This window comes from Nonomuraea sp. KM88 (genome assembly GCF_052245635.1).
GTDB lineage: Bacteria > Actinomycetota > Actinomycetes > Streptosporangiales > Streptosporangiaceae > Nonomuraea.
The window spans coordinates 131,137-147,666 of record NZ_JBQQCC010000011.1 but is presented as its reverse complement, the minus strand read 5'-3'; the positions used below and the strand labels follow the sequence as shown (position 1 = coordinate 147,666).

At 70.8% G+C, this 16,530-nt stretch carries 15 protein-coding genes; 6 read left to right on the top strand and 9 right to left on the bottom strand.

What is annotated here, in order from left to right:
- Positions 1 to 63: 63 nt before the first annotated feature.
- Positions 64 to 297 (bottom strand): hypothetical protein, encoded by a 234-nt coding sequence (locus tag ACTWPV_RS29685; protein WP_347646052.1) that lies wholly within the window; start codon positions 295 to 297, stop codon positions 64 to 66.
- A gap of 69 nt (positions 298 to 366) precedes the next feature.
- Entirely contained in the window at positions 367 to 876 is a 510-nt protein-coding gene (locus ACTWPV_RS29680) for a VOC family protein (protein WP_347646053.1), read from the bottom strand.
- 196 nt (positions 877 to 1,072) lie between these two features.
- Between ACTWPV_RS29680 and ACTWPV_RS29675 the strand changes: the two genes are divergently transcribed.
- The 5 genes from ACTWPV_RS29675 to ACTWPV_RS29655 all read left to right on the top strand — a co-directional run bounded on the left by ACTWPV_RS29675 (position 1,073) and on the right by ACTWPV_RS29655 (position 6,601).
- The gene (locus ACTWPV_RS29675; RefSeq protein ID WP_132341854.1) at positions 1,073 to 1,261 is read left to right on the top strand and encodes a hypothetical protein; all 189 of its coding nucleotides are present in this window, start codon (positions 1,073 to 1,075) and stop codon (positions 1,259 to 1,261) included.
- Between the two features lie 169 nt (positions 1,262 to 1,430).
- Positions 1,431 to 2,846 (top strand): xylulokinase, encoded by a 1,416-nt coding sequence (locus tag ACTWPV_RS29670; protein WP_443154306.1) that lies wholly within the window; start codon positions 1,431 to 1,433, stop codon positions 2,844 to 2,846.
- Between the two features lie 145 nt (positions 2,847 to 2,991).
- Positions 2,992 to 3,666, top strand: coding sequence for a DUF998 domain-containing protein (locus ACTWPV_RS29665; RefSeq protein ID WP_443154305.1), 675 nt, complete (start codon positions 2,992 to 2,994; stop codon positions 3,664 to 3,666).
- 56 nt (positions 3,667 to 3,722) lie between these two features.
- Positions 3,723 to 6,227, top strand: coding sequence for a nitrate- and nitrite sensing domain-containing protein (locus ACTWPV_RS29660; protein ID WP_443154304.1), 2,505 nt, complete (start codon positions 3,723 to 3,725; stop codon positions 6,225 to 6,227).
- Complete coding sequence (locus ACTWPV_RS29655; RefSeq protein ID WP_347646057.1) at positions 6,224 to 6,601, top strand: DUF742 domain-containing protein; 378 nt, start codon at positions 6,224 to 6,226, stop codon at positions 6,599 to 6,601. The genes ACTWPV_RS29660 and ACTWPV_RS29655 overlap by 4 nt, the downstream gene beginning before the upstream one ends.
- Positions 6,602 to 6,615: 14 nt before the next feature.
- Here ACTWPV_RS29655 and ACTWPV_RS29650 read toward each other — a convergent pair whose 3' ends face one another.
- The 5 genes from ACTWPV_RS29650 to ACTWPV_RS29630 all read right to left on the bottom strand — a co-directional run bounded on the left by ACTWPV_RS29650 (position 6,616) and on the right by ACTWPV_RS29630 (position 12,119).
- A complete protein-coding gene (locus tag ACTWPV_RS29650; protein ID WP_347646058.1) occupies positions 6,616 to 7,188 on the bottom strand; it encodes a GTP-binding protein in 573 nt (190 codons plus the stop codon).
- On the bottom strand, positions 7,169 to 7,531 hold the full coding sequence (locus ACTWPV_RS29645; RefSeq protein WP_347617458.1) for a DUF742 domain-containing protein: 363 nt from the start codon (positions 7,529 to 7,531) through the stop codon (positions 7,169 to 7,171). Before ACTWPV_RS29645 ends, ACTWPV_RS29650 begins: the two co-directional genes overlap by 20 nt.
- Positions 7,528 to 7,935: a roadblock/LC7 domain-containing protein gene (locus ACTWPV_RS29640; RefSeq protein WP_347617457.1), complete on the bottom strand. Its 408-nt coding sequence runs from the start codon at positions 7,933 to 7,935 to the stop codon at positions 7,528 to 7,530. The genes ACTWPV_RS29645 and ACTWPV_RS29640 overlap by 4 nt, the downstream gene beginning before the upstream one ends.
- Entirely contained in the window at positions 7,932 to 10,043 is a 2,112-nt protein-coding gene (locus ACTWPV_RS29635; RefSeq protein ID WP_443154303.1) for a nitrate- and nitrite sensing domain-containing protein, read from the bottom strand. The genes ACTWPV_RS29640 and ACTWPV_RS29635 overlap by 4 nt, the downstream gene beginning before the upstream one ends.
- 474 nt (positions 10,044 to 10,517) lie before the next feature.
- Complete coding sequence (locus tag ACTWPV_RS29630) at positions 10,518 to 12,119, bottom strand: NAD(P)-binding protein (protein ID WP_443154302.1); 1,602 nt, start codon at positions 12,117 to 12,119, stop codon at positions 10,518 to 10,520.
- Positions 12,120 to 12,481: 362 nt separating this feature from the next.
- On the opposite strand from ACTWPV_RS29630, the gene ACTWPV_RS29625 reads away from it, so the two are divergent.
- A complete protein-coding gene (locus ACTWPV_RS29625; protein ID WP_443154301.1) occupies positions 12,482 to 13,120 on the top strand; it encodes a hypothetical protein in 639 nt (212 codons plus the stop codon).
- A gap of 4 nt (positions 13,121 to 13,124) precedes the next feature.
- Here the strand turns inward: ACTWPV_RS29625 and ACTWPV_RS29620 are convergent, their stop codons facing one another.
- Together ACTWPV_RS29620 and wecB are read right to left on the bottom strand one after the other, a co-directional pair.
- The gene (locus tag ACTWPV_RS29620) at positions 13,125 to 15,137 is read right to left on the bottom strand and encodes a glycosyltransferase family protein (protein ID WP_443154300.1); all 2,013 of its coding nucleotides are present in this window, start codon (positions 15,135 to 15,137) and stop codon (positions 13,125 to 13,127) included.
- Positions 15,138 to 15,287: 150 nt separating this feature from the next.
- Entirely contained in the window at positions 15,288 to 16,418 is a 1,131-nt protein-coding gene (gene wecB, locus ACTWPV_RS29615) for a non-hydrolyzing UDP-N-acetylglucosamine 2-epimerase (RefSeq protein WP_443154299.1), read from the bottom strand.
- Between the last annotated feature and the right edge of the window lie 112 nt (positions 16,419 to 16,530).

The following is a 16,530-nucleotide window of genomic DNA, read 5'->3' as shown; positions in this document are numbered from 1 at the left end:
TCACCGTCCACCCCTCCGCGACCCCAGGCCGAGCGGACGGGCCCGCCGGTGGAGGGGGTCGCGTCAGCGGTCGTCGTCGTCGAACGACTGCAGGACCCGTTCGAACGCGTCGCCGACGGGCCGCAGCACCTCCGTGAACGCGTTGACCAGCGGGCCGAAGATCTCGGTCACCTCGGTCATGAGGTCGGGACTCTTGCTCTCGGGAGGCGCCCAGCGCATGGCGTCGGCGCTCAGCGTCTCCCACTCGTCGACTACGCCGTCGATCGCGTCGAGCACATGGTCAGGATCGCTTGGCATGGCCGTTTCCCCTGGAAGTCACCCGGTGGAATCGCTCCGTGGCGAAGGAGCCGTCATCACCACGGTACTTCAGGCCGGGACGGACACGCCCACGCCGCCTCGGGTCCGTGCGCCGTACCGCTCCTTGTCGGCGCTCAGGTCGAGCGGGCGGATGCTGGAGCGGGCGGCGAGCACCTCGTCGGTCAGCAACGCCGCGGGCACCAGCCACGACACCTCGAACTCCAGCCCGTCGGGGTCCTTCGCGTAGAGCGCCTTGGTGGTGCCGTGGTCGGAGGCGCCGACCAGCGCGCCGAGCTCGCGCAGCCTGGCGGCGATGCGATCGAGCTCGTCGAGGGTGTCGACCTCCCAGGCCAGGTGGTAGAGGCCGACCGAGGTGCGGCCCGCCGGTGAGGGGGCCGCGTCGCCGCCGATCTCGAACAGGCCCAGGTCGTGGTCGTTCGTCGAGCCGGGGGCCTGCAGGAAGGCGGCGCCCGGCAGGCTCATGACGACCTCGAAACCGAGGGCTTCACGGTAGAAGGCGACGCTGCGCTCCATGTCGCGCACGTAGAGGACCGCGTGGTTGAGCCGCTGAACCGGCATGGTGTACCCCTTTCGATGGAGCCACCTCAAATGTATGAGAATTCAACCACTTGGAGAGCCCCGCTGCCGCCGAGCGACGGCCGGTGGGGCCTGCCGGGGCCCATCGGCGGCGGGGAACACGCGGGCGGGGTGTGGCGCGCAACTGTCGGACAGAGGCCGTACCGTTCTCCGGGTACCCGAACCGAGGAGATTGCCGATGCACGACACCGAAGAGGCGCTGTTCAGGGCGGTCCACGGCATCGCGGGCAGGCTCGCAGGCCAGCCCGTGCCCGTGGTGATGGACGCGCTGCTGCGCGACCTGCCCAAGGCTCCCGGCCTCGAGGTGACGGAGATCCGCAGGATCGCCGAGGAGATCAGCGTGGGCCGCGACCCGTCGGGCTTGTGAACACCTGATCGCGGGGGGAGCATCGAGACATGGGCGAGCCGACCGCGCCGACGGGCGCATCTCCCGGACGGCCGCGGACGCCCTGGTCACCCGCGTCCCCGCCGGGCGCGGGTAGCATTCCCCCCATCTCAACCAGTTTGGCGCTGGAACACGTGTTAGGAGTACGCGGGTGACGCTGGTCGCAGGGGTCGATTCCTCCACGCAGAGTTGCAAGGTCGTCATCCGCGACGCCGAGACGGGCGCGCTGGTCCGGCAGGGCCGGGCCCCGCACCCCGACGGCACCGAGGTCCACCCGTCACACTGGTGGGCCGCATTACTGCAGGCCATCGAGGAGGCCGGCGGGCTCGACGACGTGGCCGCCATCAGCGTGGCCGGCCAGCAGCACGGCATGGTCTGCCTCGACGCCTCGGGCGACGTCGTCCGCGACGCCCTCCTGTGGAACGACACCCGCTCCGCCCGGGCCGCCGCCGACCTGGTCACCGAGCTGGGCGGCCCTCAGGCATGGGCCGACGCGGTGGGTTCGGTGCCCGTGGCGTCGTTCACCGTGACCAAGCTGCGCTGGCTGGCCGAGCACGAGCCGGCCGGCGTCCAGCGCACGGCGGCGGTGTGCCTGCCGCACGACTGGCTCACCTGGCGCCTGGCCGGCGCCCTCGCCTCCGGCCCCTTCGACGCGCGGGCCTGGCGCGAGGCCCCCACGCCGCCCCTCGACCAGCTCGCCACCGACCGCGGCGACGCCTCCGGCACCGGCTACTGGTCCCCCGCGACCGGCGCCTACCGCACCGACCTGCTGAAGACCGCACTCGGCACCGTCCCGCACCTGCCCAAGGTGCTCGGGCCGCAGGAGGCGGCGCCGGGTTCCGGGCGCGTGCTGATCGCGCCGGGCACCGGCGACAACATGGCGGCTGCGCTCGGCGTCGGCGCCCGGCCCGGCGACGTCGTGGTGTCGCTCGGCACGTCCGGCACCGTGTTCGCGGTCGCCGAGACACCCAGCGCCGACCCCACCGGCGCGGTCGCCGGGTTCGCCGACGCGACGGGGCGCTTCCTGCCGCTGGTGTGCACGCTCAACGCCGCCCGCGTCATGGACGCCGCCGCCCGCATCGCCGGCGTCTCGCTCGACGAGCTGAGCGACCTCGCCCTCCAGGCGCCGCCGGGGGCCGAAGGGCTCACGCTGGTCCCCTACCTCGAAGGCGAGCGCACCCCCAACCGGCCCACCGCGACGGGGTCGATCCACGGGCTTACCCTGTCCACCGCCACCCCCGCCCACCTGGCCAGGGCCGCCGTCGAAGGCATGTTGTGCGGGCTGGCCGACGCGCACGACGCGCTCGGCCTGCGGCCGGAACGGGTGCTGCTGATCGGGGGCGCGGCCCGCTCGGAGGCGGTCCGCCGCATCGCCCCCACGATCTTCGGCGTGCCGATCGCGGTGCCGCCACCCGCCGAATACGTCGCCGACGGCGCCGCCCACCAGGCCGCCACCCTGGTCACCACCCCCGACTGGCGCTCGGGGGACACCCAGACGTACGAAGGTCAGGCGGTGCAGGAGATCCGCCACCGCTACGCCCGCGCGACCGCGCACATCCTCGACTGACGCCGGCCCCGCCGCGCCGGCTCCGCGCCGCGTGGCGGCACGGGCGCGCGCCCTGCCCACAGATGAGGACTCAGGGACGGGTCAGGGTCGGGTCGGGGGCGGGGCCTGATGCGGGGGAGCGGTCGCCAGGGGCAGGGTAGGGCCTATGACCGCAGCAAAGAGGCTCTACCCCCTGATCGCCTGCGCCTCGATCCTGTTCTCGGTGGTCGCCGTGGTGGCCGGCCAGTTCGGTTCGGCCCCCTACCTCGACCCCATGAACGTGACCGTGAGCGAGTTCGCCGTGTCCGACCGCGGGGGCGTGACGGAGATGGCGATGGCGGTTCTCGGGGTCGGGTCTCTGGTGTTGCTGGCGGGGCTGCGGTCCGCGGGGGCGCCCGTGCGGGGGATGCCCGGGCGGTTGCTGATGGTGTGGTCGGGAGCGCTGATCGTGGCGGCGATCGTCCCGACCACACCCATCGGCCAGGATCCGGATCTCGCGGCGCAGATCCACAGGTACGCGTCGGTCGCGGCGTTCGTGAGCCTGCCGGCCGCGGGCGCGCTGCTGGTGCCCCGGCTGACCGCGCACGCGGCGTGGAAGCCCGTCGCGCGGGCTGTGGAGTGGGTGGCGCTGGCGGGCGGGTTCGGGCTGCTGGCGATCACCTACGTGGCGCTGCCGGGCGAGCGGGTGATGATCGGGTTGGTGGAGCGGTTGCTGCTGGCCGCGGAGGTGTCGTTGCTGGCGGTGCTCGCGGGGTGGCTGGCGTGGCTGGCCTGGCGTCCGGCCGCCGCAAAGGCCGTCAATTTCCCGACATATCACAGATTTATCGCTAGTCGATCTTAAAAGCGTCTGTTTCGGTGCTATTCTCTCCCGCGATCTTCTATCCGGGAGCAGGTGTCATGGCATCGGGCAGATCCATCAGATTCAAGATCTCGACGCTGCTCGTCATCCCCTTGGTCTCCCTGATCGCGCTCTGGGGCTTCGCCGCGAGCACAACGTCGGGAGAGGCGCTCAGCCTGCTCAAGGTCGAGACCATCTGGACCGGTGTCATCAACAGGGCCGACGCCCTGGTGTCCGGCCTGCAGGCCGAGCGACTGGCCTCGGCCGAGCGGCTCGCGGGCGCGGTGCAGGATCCGAAGGCGCTGGCGCAGGCTCGGGAGAAGGTCGACGTGGCCAGGAAGGAGCTGCGCGACGGAGCGATGGCGCAGGACACCCAGGACGTCCTCACCCCGGACATGCGGACTCAGCTCCAGACCGTGCTCGCGGAGGCCGACCGGCTGCCCGACATCAGGAAGAAGGTCGACGACCGTAGGTTCGTCGCCGGCAACCTCGTCACGGAGTACTCGAAGGTCTCCGACGAGATCCACCTGCTGTACTCCAGGCTGGTGGTCAGCACCGACCTGGAGCTGTCCCTGCAGGGGCAGGGCCTGATCACCGCCGACCAGGCGCGCGAGCTGCTGAGCCGTGAGCACGCGCTGATCGTGGCCACGAACGGCCGCGCCACCATGCACGAGACGCACATGCTGGCCGGAATCGACGGGGCCAGGACGTACCTGTATCCCCAGGCCCTGGCCAACCTCGACACCGAGCTGCGGGCGCCGTTCGAGAAGCTGTACTACTCGCCCCGATACGTCACGATGGAGAACCTCCTGGAGGGCTACATCGGCGGCCAGCGGGTGGACATGCAGCTCTGGCGGGGCATCGCCGAGCAGGTGCAGGCCGAATATCGGGAGGCCATCGGCACCACCGGCGACAAGCTGCTCGCCAGGATGGAGCCCGCTGGCGTGTCCGTCCTGGTGCAGGCCGGCGTCGCCGGCGCGCTCGGCCTGATCGCGGTCGTGTTCTCCGTCGTCGTCTCGATCAGGGTCGGCCGCCGCATCACCCGCGAGCTGGCCGCGCTGCGCCGCACGGCGCTCGACCTGGCGGAGATCAGGCTGCCCGAGGTCGTGTCGAAGCTGAGCAAGGGCGAGAGCGTCGACATCGCGACCGAGGCCCCGCCGATCAGCGTGAGCGAGAACTCGACCAGCGAGGTCAGCGACCTCGCGGCGGCGTTCGACAGCGTCCAGAGCACGGCCGTGGACGCCGCCGTCGAGCAGGCCAGGCTGCGCGAGGGCGTGTCGGAGGCGCTGCGCAACCTGGCCAGGCGCAGCCAGTCGTTGCTCCAGCGCCAGCTCCGGCTGCTGGACGAGATGCAGCGGCAGACGGAGGAGCCCGAGGCCCTGGAACGGCTGTTCAGGCTCGACCATCTCACCACCCGCATGCGCCGCCACGCCGAGGGCCTCGTGCTGCTGTCCGGCGGCTCGGCGGGCCGCAGGTGGCGCGGCGTCATCCCGATGGAGGACGTGCTGAGCGGCGCGGCCGCCCAGGTCGAGGAGTACACCCGCGTCCGCGTCTACCCGATGGCCGAGTGCGGCGTCTCCGGCGCCGCGGTGGCCGACCTGATGCACCTGTTCGCCGAGCTGATCGAGAACGGCACCTCGTTCTCCTCCCCCGGCAACGAGGTCTCCGTGCGCGGCGAGATGGTCGGCAAGGGCTTCGCGGTCGAGATCGAGGACCGCGGCCTGGGCATGGACGAGCACACCCGCAGGGCCATCAACGAGCGCCTGGCCAGCGCGCCGGAGTTCGACCCCGCGCAGACCGAACGGCTCGGGTTCGCGGTGGTCGCGATGCTCGCCGCCAGGCACGGCGTCAAGGTCACGGTCAAACCCTCACCGTACGGCGGCACCACCGCCATCGTGCTGGTGCCCGGTTCGCTGGTCGAGCCCATCCCCACGCCCGTGCAGCCGATGGACTTCGAGCCCGTCTCCGTGTCGGTCGTCAGGGAGGAGCCGACCGGGCCGGGCGATCTGCCGCGCCGGATTCGTACCAGCAGACGGGCGGTGGGGAGCGGCCCCGCGGCGGTGCCGCAGCAGGGTCAGGGGAACGCTCGCACGGTGGTGCCGCAACAATCCCAGGGGAACGGTCGTACGGCCGTGCCGCGGCAACTCCAGGGCGGCCCGACGGCGTTGCCACAGCGGCAGGACCCCGAGCCGGCCGAGCCGCCGCAGCGCGAGCGGGAGACAGGGCTGCCGCAGCGGGAAAGGGAGACGGGGCTGCCGCAGCGGGAAAGGGAGACGGGGCTGCCGCAGCGCGAAAGGGAGACGGGGCTGCCGCAGCGCGAGCGGGACGCGGGGCTTCCGAGGCGCGAGCGGACGACGGGCCTGCCCCAGCGGGAACGGGAGACGGGGTTGCCGCGGCGCGAGCGGCAGGCGAACCTGCCGCAGCGGCTCAAGGAGGCGCCGCCCGCCGAGCAGCCGGTCGCGGAGCGCTCACCTGAGGAGGCCAGAGCGCTGCTCTCCTCGCTCCAGTCCGGCTGGCAGCGCGGGCGGCAGGACAGCGAGCAGGATGGGGGATCTGGATCGTGAGTCGCGAGCACGAGTGGGTCGACGAGGAGGCGGGGCCGGTCGTCCGGCCGTACGCGGTCACCCGCGGGCGCACCAGGCCCACGTCGTCGTCGGCGCTCGACCTGCTGGCGACCGTCGCCTCGACGGGCCTGCCCGCGCCCGCCAAGGCGGAACTCGGCTCCCAGCACCGCCGGCTGCTGACCTGCGTGGCTGGGCAGTCGAAGCCCGTCGCCGAGGTCGCCTCGACCCTCGGCCTGCCGGTCGCCGTGGTGCGGGTGCTGCTGGGAGACCTGCTCGACCACGGCCTGGTGACCGTACGCCCGCCGCGCGACAAGGCCGCCGCCCCCTCGGAGTCGTTGCTCCGAGAGGTGATCAACGGCCTGCGTGCCCTGTAGCCGGGGCCCGCGCGTCAGTTCGCCGAGGCGAGGGTCCGCAAGGAGTGCTCGACCAGGGTGATCATGACCTCCTTGGCGGAGGTGCGCCGCCGCACGTCGCAGAGCATCACCGGTACGTCGTCCTCGAGGTCGAGCGCGATGCGCACGTCGTCGACGCTGTGCCGGGCGGCGCCGTCGAAGCAGTTGACGGCCACCACGAACGGCGTGCCGCGCTGCTCGAAGTAGTCGACGGACGGGAAGCAGTCGGTCAGCCGCCTGGTGTCGGCGATCACGACCGCGCCCAGCGCGCCGTGGGACAGCTCGTCCCACATGAACCAGAACCGCTCCTGGCCCGGCGTTCCGAACAGGTACACCACGAGCCCGTCGCGGATCGTGATGCGACCGAAGTCCATCGCGACGGTGGTGGTGGACTTGGCCTCCACCCCGTCGAGGTCGTCGACGCCGATCCCGCGGTCGGAGAGCACCTCCTCCGTGCGCAGCGGCTTGATCTCGCTGATCGACCCGACCAGTGTGGTCTTGCCGACGCCGAACCCCCCCGCGACAAGAATCTTGAGCGCGACGGGGTCCTCAGAGAGCACGGAGTCCATTGATCACTTCCTTGAGAATGCGCTCGTTCGAGCGCGCCCCTCCAGCCGAGGGCGACGTCACCGAGATGAGGCCGTTGTCACGCAGGTCGCCGAGCATGACCCGGACGACGCCGACGGGCAGGTCGATCTCGACGGCCAGGTCTGCCACCGAGATCGGGTTTCGCGCTGCCCGCAGGATCAGTTGCTGTTCTGGGCCGAGCTCGTCAGGCGGGTCGCCGATGACGCGCACGGTGGCCACGAGGTCGAACGTGTCTCCGGAGGAGTGCGTGCGACCGCGGATGAGAGCATAGGGCCGGACGATCGGCCCCGCCTCCTCATCGAACCACTGCGGGCTATCGCTCATGACGCTCCAGCGCGTGGGTTGGTGCTGATGTGCTGACCCACCCGCTTGACCAGCATCGCCATCTCGTAGGCGATGTGGCCGACGTCCACGCTGGCATCGGCGATGACGGCCAGGCAGGTGCCCTGTCCGGCCGCGGTGACGAACATGAACGCGCTCTCCATCTCCACGATGGTCTGGCGCACGTCGCCGCCGCCGAAATGCCGCCCGGTGCCGCGGGCCAGGCTCTGGAACCCGGCCGCGACCGCTGACAGGTGCTCGGCGTCGTCACGGGTCAGCGCGCTGGAATAACCCACCGCCAGCCCGTCCGTCGACAGGATGACCGCCTGGCGGACCGCGGCGACCCTTGTCGCGAGGTCGTCCAGCAGCCAGTTCAGTTCACCGGTGTTGGTGGCCGGCACACTCATGCATCCCCCTTACTCATGGGCCCCTCCTCAGAGGCTTCTTCTCGGGCGCGTTGCGTTCCCCGCTGGAACGCGGAGAACAGGTCGCGTACCTCTTCGGGAGAGCGTTCGGCCTGCGGCTCCGGCTCAGGCGGTTGTTGCTTGAGCTGCGGCGCCAGCTTGGCCTGACGCACTCGCCTGGGCAGCCCGGCGTGGGTGCCCGAGGTCACGACCGCGAGCGCCTTCTTTCTCGTACGGCTCGGCAGGGCGGCCTTGCCGTCGCCGCTGCCCGCCTCCAGTGTCGCCTGGTCGGACACCAGCGTCCGCGGCACGAGCACGATGGCCGTCGTGCCGCCGAAGGGCGAGCGTCGCAGCAGTACCTGGATCCCGTGCCGTTCGGCCAGCCTGGCCACCACGAACAGGCCGAGCCTGTCGCTGTCGGCCAGGTCGAACTCGGGTGGCGCGGCCAGCAGCGCGTTGAACTGGGCGTATTCGCCGGCCGACAGCCCGAGGCCTTTGTCCTCCACCTCGATGGCGTAGCCGTTGCTCACCATGTCGCCGCTCACCCGGACCGTGGTGTCGGGCGGCGAGTAGATGGTGGCGTTCTCGACCAGCTCGGCCACCAGGTGGGTGATGTCGGCCGCTGTGGTGCCGTCGACCGCGCCGACCGGCATCGCCTCCACGGCGACCCTGGTGTAGTCCTCGACCTCGGCGACCGCGGCCCTGACGATGTCGATCACGGACACCGGCTTGCGCCAGGCCCTTCCTGGCTCGGCGCCCGACAGCACCATCAGGCTCTCCGCGTGGCGGCGCATGCGGGTGGTCAGGTGGTCGAGCCGGAAGAGCTCTTCCAGCCGGTCGGGGTCGTGCGTGCGGCGCTGCATGCCGTCGAGGAGCGCGAGCTGGCGGTGCAGCAGGCCCTGCTTGCGGCGGGCGAGGTTGAGGAAGACCTGGCCGACGCCGCGCCGCAGCGAGGCCTGGCCGACCGCTGCGTTGACGGCGGTGCGCTGCACGGAGCCGAAGGCCCTGGCCACGTCGGTGATCTCAGCGGAACCGCTCACCTTGATCGCCTTCGTTTCCTTCCGTACGTCGACGTCCTCGCCCCTGCGCAGCCTCGCCACGATCTCGGGCAGCCGGGTCTGCGACAGCTCGACCGCGGCCGAACGCAGCCCGCCCAGCTCGCCGGCCAGGCGGCGACCGAAGCGTACAGAGATGATGATTGACGCGAGCACCGCGATCAAACCGACGCCGCCCGCGATGGCGATCTTGACGATGGTTGAGGTGGCGGCCTCGGCCGCGCGCGTGGCCACGGTCGCGGACGACTCGGCGCCGATCTCGTCGAGCTGGGTGGTGAGCCGGTCGACGATTTCGTGCCAGCGGTCGTTGTCGGCGGGCAGCTCGCCGGATCCGGCGACGCGCGCCTCCAGGCTGGTGAAGGAGAGGAAGGGGTCGGTGGCGAAGACCAGCTTGTACGGCTCGCGCAGCCGCACGTCGAGCCCGGCCAGCCCGCGCGCGTGCAGGAACTTCCTGGAGGCGACGTACTCGGTGAAGGCGGCCGCCTCGGCGTCGCTGAGCCGTTCGGCGCCGCGCGTCCCGACGATGAGGGCGTGCTCCCTGGCGATGTACTCCCGGGCCATGCCCATGGCCTGCATCGCGGAGGCCTGCTGGTAGATGGCCAGGTCGGAGACGGTGACCAGGTGGTCGTAGACCAGGAAGAGCCGGTCGAGCACGTGGTTGTAGGCGTTGAGCGTGGTGAGGCGGTTGCCGCGGCTCTCGTCGACGCCGGCCCTGATCTGGCCGAGCCGGTCGAGGGCGACGTTGAGGTTTCCGATAGGGCGGCGCAGGTCGCTGTCGACGGCGTCACCGGCCTCGTCGACGGCCCGGCGGAAGTCGTCGACGGCCTTGTCGGTGCGGGAGCGCTGGCTGCCGAGCACCTCGGAGAGCTCACGCGCGGTGAGCGGTTCCATCGAGCGCACGCGTTCGGCCTGCAGCTGTAAGCCCAGGTCGGTGGAGGTCACACCGATCGTCTGGTAGAGCGTGTCCGCCCGGAGCAGTGACTGGGTGTCGCCCATGGTGAGGTTGAGCACGAAACCCCACAGCGCGCTCAGAGACAGGAGGGGTAGCAGCAGCAATAAGAAGATCTTGAACCGAATTGACCGGTTTCGCGAGCCCATGTCCCAACCTCGAGTCGGGGGCATTTCCACACCTTGTGTAAATACACCTCCGGAAGATCGCACAGGAGACTAGCACCGTTTATGGTCCCCGCGCAGTGGGGGGAAGACGTTCATTACCGGGATTATTGGGACGGGATCTTGGGCTCTCGGCGGGCCGAAGCGGGTTGATGGCGATCCTGCGGATCGCGGGCTCGGTCGCTTGGGTCCGGTGTCTTCCCTCGTCGTTCGGTCGCTGCGCTCCCTCTCTCCTCAGTCCAGACACCGGCGCTCCCTCGCGGGTTGGTGGCGATCCTGCGGATCGCGGGCTCGGTCGCTTGGGTCCGGTGTCTTCCCTCGTCGTTCGGTCGCTGCGCTCCCTCTCTCCTCAGTCCAGACACCGGCGCTCCCTCGCGGGGGAAGGGCTGGCCGATGAGGATCAGGGCAGCCACGGCGTCATCGCCCGAGTTCCGCGACGGCGCGCAGCGCGGCGGACACGGCCGCGTCGGCGCGTCCCACGGGCGCGGAGTCGGAGCCCGCGATCGCGATCCTGCCGAAGCCCCTGCGCGCGACGTCCGCGGGGAAGGGCCCGTCGGGATAGTACGGGTGCCAGGGCCGGCAGTACTCGGGCGTGTTCGCGTGCCCCCACCGGTCGACCGTGATCGCCTCGATGTCCGCCGCGGGGTCGAAGCCGGCAGGGCCGAGCAGCCGGGCCAGCTGGTCGCGGATGGTGTGCTCGAGCCGCCCGTACGGCGTCCTGACCAGTTCCCGCCTGCCCGCCGCGGCGCCCGCGCCGGGCCCCAGCTCGGAGCGGCAGGGCGCGGCCAGGAGGTGCACGGTGGCGGGCGGTTCGAGCTCGCAGAAGCACCAGTACGCGCCCGTCCAGCGCACCCGCCGGACGCCGAGCCGCCGCCATGCGTGCGCGTCGCGCACCTGCACCGTGGCGTGCAGCAGCGGCACCCTGATCGCGGAGCGCAGCGCCCGCCGCTGGTCCTCGGGGAGTTCGGGCACCAGGTACGGGACGACCGCGCTCCAGCAGGCCAGGATCACCGCCCCGGCCTCGACCGTCATGACCTGGTGGCCGTCGAAGTAGCCCACGGTCGCGGCGCGGGCGCCGTCGCGCGCGAACACCACCGGGCTGGACAGCCGCAGCCGCGCCCGGCCGTCGGACGGCGGCGGGGCGACGTGGTCGCCTCGGACGCCGGCCTGCCATTCCTGCCGCACGCTGGGCGAGTTGAGCCGGGAGGGTTTGTCCCGGTCGAGCCCGAGGCCGGCGAACCCCGGATAGCCGGTGCCCCAGGCGTCGATCGCGCCGAAGGCCCGGGTGTCGTAGGCCCATTCGCGGCACGGCATGGTCCGGCAGAACCGCTCGACGTCCGGATGGACGCCGCACACCTGGAGCAGGAACTCGGAGTACGTGAGCGCGGCCAGCCGCTCCTGCTTCTCCTCCGCCGACAGCCTGGGGAACCAGTCGGGCGGGTTCTCGTGGAGCATGAGCAGGTCGCGCCTGGCCCGCTCGGCGATCGGCGCCTCGCCGGCCCATCCGGGCGAGTCGAGCCTGACCAGCGTGTCCGCGCCGAAGGTCTCCGCGTCGCACATCACGCCGTCGGGCCGTCCCCGCTCGGCTCCCTGGCGGGTCCTGCGGCGCAGCGCGTCGCGCCGGGCCTGCCCCGCGGCCTCGTCGTGGTTGTCGAGGACGAGGACGGAGGCGCCGGGATCGTGCCGCAGCCATGCGGTGGCGGCGCTCATCCCGCTGCGCCCGCCGCCGGCCACCACGAGGTCGTAGTGCTCGCCTGTCGCCTCCGGCGCGCCCGCGTGGGCCCAGAACCGCCCGTCCCGCAGCGCGTGCGGCACGCTGAGCGCCTCACTGGTGTCTCCCCGCACCGTGAAGCCGCCCGGCCCGTACGCGGCGTTCTGGGGCGTCTCAGCCTGCCCAGGGGCGCCATGCGCCACTCGTGCCGCCGCCGGGCTCCCCAGAGCGCTCACGGCTATGCCGTCGAAGAAGTCCCGGCGGGAAATGATCTGTTTCATCCCGAGGTCGCGTGGAGTCAGGCCCATGGCGCGATCATCAGCAGCCGGGTGAAAAGCGGCGTCATGCCGCGCAGTGGTTCGAGAAACATTTTGCGCGACCTATTACGGCGAATGCCTGATCGGGTCACCCGTCCGGCATGTCAGGCCGGAGAGTCAAGTGGCCGGCACGCCCCTCTTGGCAGCCTCCTGGCGGTGGCGAGTGCCTGACCAGCACGATCGCGGCACCCTTCGTGGGCCGCGGAACCGGAAAAAGCCGCGAAACCATTGAATTCCGCGAATAGCGACGTTGCCCGGCTGCGTACTCTCCGCTTCCTCTAGCGTTTCCGACAATGCCGCGCGAGCGAATTGGAGCGTATATGCTTAAGACCATTTCTGGCATATGTCTGGGCATGCTGGCCCTTGCCGGATGTTCCTCCGGGGAGGAGCCGCAGACCCCCGCTGCCTCGGCGTCCGCGTCCTCGCCGTCCGCCGCCTCGGCCAAGCTCCGCGCCGCCCTGCTGCCGGTGCCCGACGGCATGCACGTCGCCTACGGCCCCGAGCTGGGCGCGTTCGGCAAGCTCAAGTCCACCCAGCAGGGCATCGCCGCGCTGCGCCAGGCCAAGCTGCAGCGCCCGGAGTGCGCGGGCGCGGCGCAGCTCGACATCGAGCAGCCCGACATCGCGGGGGCGCCCGCCGCGGTGATCGCGTTCGCCGCCGAGCGCGGCTCGATCACGCAGGCGGTGGTGTCGCTGCCGTCGGAGTCCTTCCCCAAGCCGCTGCCGCGCCAGTGCGCCTCCTACACGGCCGACGTCGGCGGCACGCAGGTGACGTACACGACCAGGACGCTGAAGATGCCGCCCAAGGGCGACGAGTCGCGGGCCTACCTCACCTCGGCGGCCGGCGGCGAGAAGAACGCGCAGATCGGCTCCGTCATGATCAGGCGGGGCACCGTGGTCATGAGCATGCTCGTGGTCGGCCAGAAGGTGAAGGCGCAGGGCCTGTACGAACTGGCCCGCCTCGCCGACAAGAACCTCGAACAGGTCGCCTGACGGGTCAGATGAGCACGTGGTCGTCAGGGCGGCCGACGAAGGCGAACTGCGCGTTGCGGGTCAGCTTGATGTGGTCGGCCTGCCACGTGTGCATCGAGGCGTCCGCGCTGCGCCAGTAGACGAAGTTGAAGCGGTCCGCCGAGTAGATCTTGACGGAGTCCTCCTTCAGCCGCCGTACCAGCTGGGTGTCCTCGCCGCGGGTGATGTCCGCGAAGCCGTACGAACGGAACATGTCGGCCTTGCCGAGGAACGTGCCGCCCTGGACGAGGAACGAGTAGCGGTGCTCCAGGCCGGGCAGGCGCAGCATGGTCGTGTTCATGCCCTCGAAATAGGCGTAGTGCGCGCCCTTGCCGACCAGCTCGGCGTCGGAGTAGTCGAACGCCCTGACCAAATCCGACAGATAGTGCTCGCCGTAGAGGTTGTCGTCGTCCATTTTGGCGATCAGGTCGCCCTCGGCGGCGGCGATGCCCAGGTTCATGCAGGCGCCGAGCGAGAGCGAGGCGTCCGCGGGCAGGACGACGACGTCGGTGATGCCCGCCATGCGGGCCTTGTCGGCGACCACGACCGGGTCGATGTCCAGGCCGTGCAGCACCATGACGAGCTGGAGCGGCCGGTGGATCTGGCGGGCCACCGACGAGATCGCGTGCTCGATCTGGGCGGCGCGGTTGGTGGGCAGCACGACCGAGATCGAGCGCGACCTGGCCGGCGTCTGCTGCCCGAGGAGCTGGAGGATCTGGTCGACGCGGTGGGAGAACAGGTGCTTGTCGAAGACCTCGCGCATCGCCAGGTGGCTCGTCCTGGCCCGCAGCTCGGGGCTGTTGATCAGGTGCAGCACCTGGTTGTACGACTCGACCGGCTCGCGCGCGATGGGGACGAGCTCGCCGAAGGTCTCCTCGATCGCCCGTGACCACCCCGACACGACGGGGGTGGCGCAGGCCGACAGCTCGAAGACGCGGCGGGCGCACATGGTCGGCGAGTCCAGCACCGAGTTGACGTTGAGGAAGACCTTGTACATCCGGTACGCGGCCAGCATCCGGTCGTAGGGCAGCTCGCCCACGATGTGCGGCCGGTACTTCTCCGGCCAGGCGTACTTCTCGTCCACCTCGCCGTTGCGGGCGAAGATGTGCAGCCCGAGCTCCCTGATCGGGTCGAGCACGGTCTCCATCTGCTCGCGGCGCTCGGGGTGCTTGTCGCGGAAGTACATCCCGGCGAACACCACGTCGTGCAGGCGGCCCTGGCGCTGCTGGATGGGGTTGTGCACGCGGGGCTGGGCGGCGAACTGCAGCACGTCCACCCGGTCATGTCCGAGAACTTCGCGATATTTCGGCAGCATGTCACCGTCGCAGGTGAACACGTAGTCGAACAGCTTGGCCGTGTCGATGAAGAAGTCGAAGTTCGGCGGGTCCTCCTTGTTCCAGAAGACCGTGGGGATGCCCTCCTGCCTGCACCAGGCCACCAGGTCGCGCAGCGGCTCCTTGGGAGCGTTGGTGCCGGTCATCTGGTAGCGCCAGCGGCCCTGGTTGCCGTGCCAGGCCGACTCGCAGAACAGCAGGTCGGGCCGCTTGTCCGCGAAGATCTCGGGCCAGTCCTTGAGCCCGAACTCAATCTGGTCCCACTCGTAGCGGAAGGCCATCCTGGAGAAGTCGTCGAGGATCACCGCGACCTTCAGGTCGGGCCGGTTGACCGGGCCCGCCGGCCACTTCACCGCGGGCACGTCGACCAGCGGCGGCCGGTTGTTCGCCGCCTCGATGGCCTCGGTGACGGGTGTGGGCGGCTTGGGGGCCTTCTGCTTCGACCTGACCGCCTCGACGATCTTTCCGGGGCTCTTCGTGCCCAGCGCCTCGCCCAGCTTGAACGTGCGCTTGGCCTGCGTGGCCTCCAGCTTCCAGCCGGCGTACGCGGCCTTGGCCTCGGCGATCTCCAGCCGCCGCCGCAACTCTCTCAGCTCCGCCTCGTACCGCTCGACGACCTTGCGGTCCTCGGGCAGCCAGTTGACGGGGCCGAGTCGCTGGTACACGAACTCGGAGGGCTCGTGTTGGGAAGATCCGTGCGAAGCACCGAGATTCTCGGGAGGAACGCGGGGGGCCTGCCCCCCGCGAGGATTTTCGGCCATGGTGGGACGCCTAACGCTCAGCGGAGGTACATCATGCTACGGGGGAAATGGCCACTATTCGGGGCGTTTGCCCTGAGAGGCAGGGGCCAGGTTGTCCCCCTTGAGCCAGGCGGAGATCACCTTCGCGATCCGCGGGCCGGCCTGGCCGTCCCACAACACCGGGAGCTCGCCCGCGGGCGTCGAGGCGCCGTCGGCCAGTGACTTCTCCGCCGCCGCCGGCAGCAGCGCGGGCGTGACCAGCCGGTTCGTGCCGTGCGTGATCGTGATCGGCCGCTCGGTGTTGGGCCGTACGGTCAGGCAGGGCACGCCCAGCACGGTCGTCTCCTCCTGCACGCCCCCTGAGTCGGTGACCACCAGCGCCGCCCCGCGGACGAGTGAGAGGAAGTCCACATATCCCAGCGGGTCGACCACCTTGACCGACGGGCCGTCGACCAGGCCCGCCTCGGCCAGCCGGGCCTTGCCCCTCGGGTGCACGGGCACCACGAGCGGGATCTGCCGCGACACGTCCAGAACCGCGTCGACCAGCTCCTTGGCGGCCTCGGCCGTGTCCACGTTCGCCGGCCTGTGCAGGGTCGCCACGGCGTAGCGGCCGGGCAGGCCGAGCCGTTCCACCACGGGCTCCGGGTCCAGCGAGGGCAGGGCCGCGTACAGGCTGTCGATCATGGGGTTGCCCACCAGGTGCACCTTCGACGCGGGCACGCCCTCGGACGCCAGGTAGGACAGCGCCTCGGGCGAGGTGGCGAACAGCACGTCGGCCAGCGCGTCGGTGACGACCCGGTTGACCTCCTCCGGCATGCCGCGGTCGAACGAGCGCAGCCCGGCCTCCACGTGCGCGGTCTTCACGCCCAGCTTGGCGCAGACGAGGATCGCGGCCAGCGTCGAGTTGACGTCGCCGTACACCACGACCAGGTCGGGCTCCTGCTCCTGCACGACCTCCTCCAGGCCGACGAGCAGCGCCGCGGTCTGCCTGGCGTGGCTGCCCGAGCCGACGCCCAGGTTCGCCACCGGCTCGGGCAGGCCGAGGTCGGCGAAGAACACGTCCGACATCAGCGCGTCATAGTGCTGACCGGTGTGGATGATGCCCTGCCGCACGCCGAGTTCACCGAGTGCCCGGACCACCGGGGCCGCTTTCACGAAATTGGGACGAGCACCCAATACGTGCAGGACCAGGGGGTTCTCCCTCATTGACCTCGCCTTTCATAGCGGAAGGGAAAAAACGCTGCCTATGGTACGGTCACCGCGTGGCATCCGACGCCAGTCGTCAAGACTCCTCCCGCTCATCCGACAGGGTTTCCGC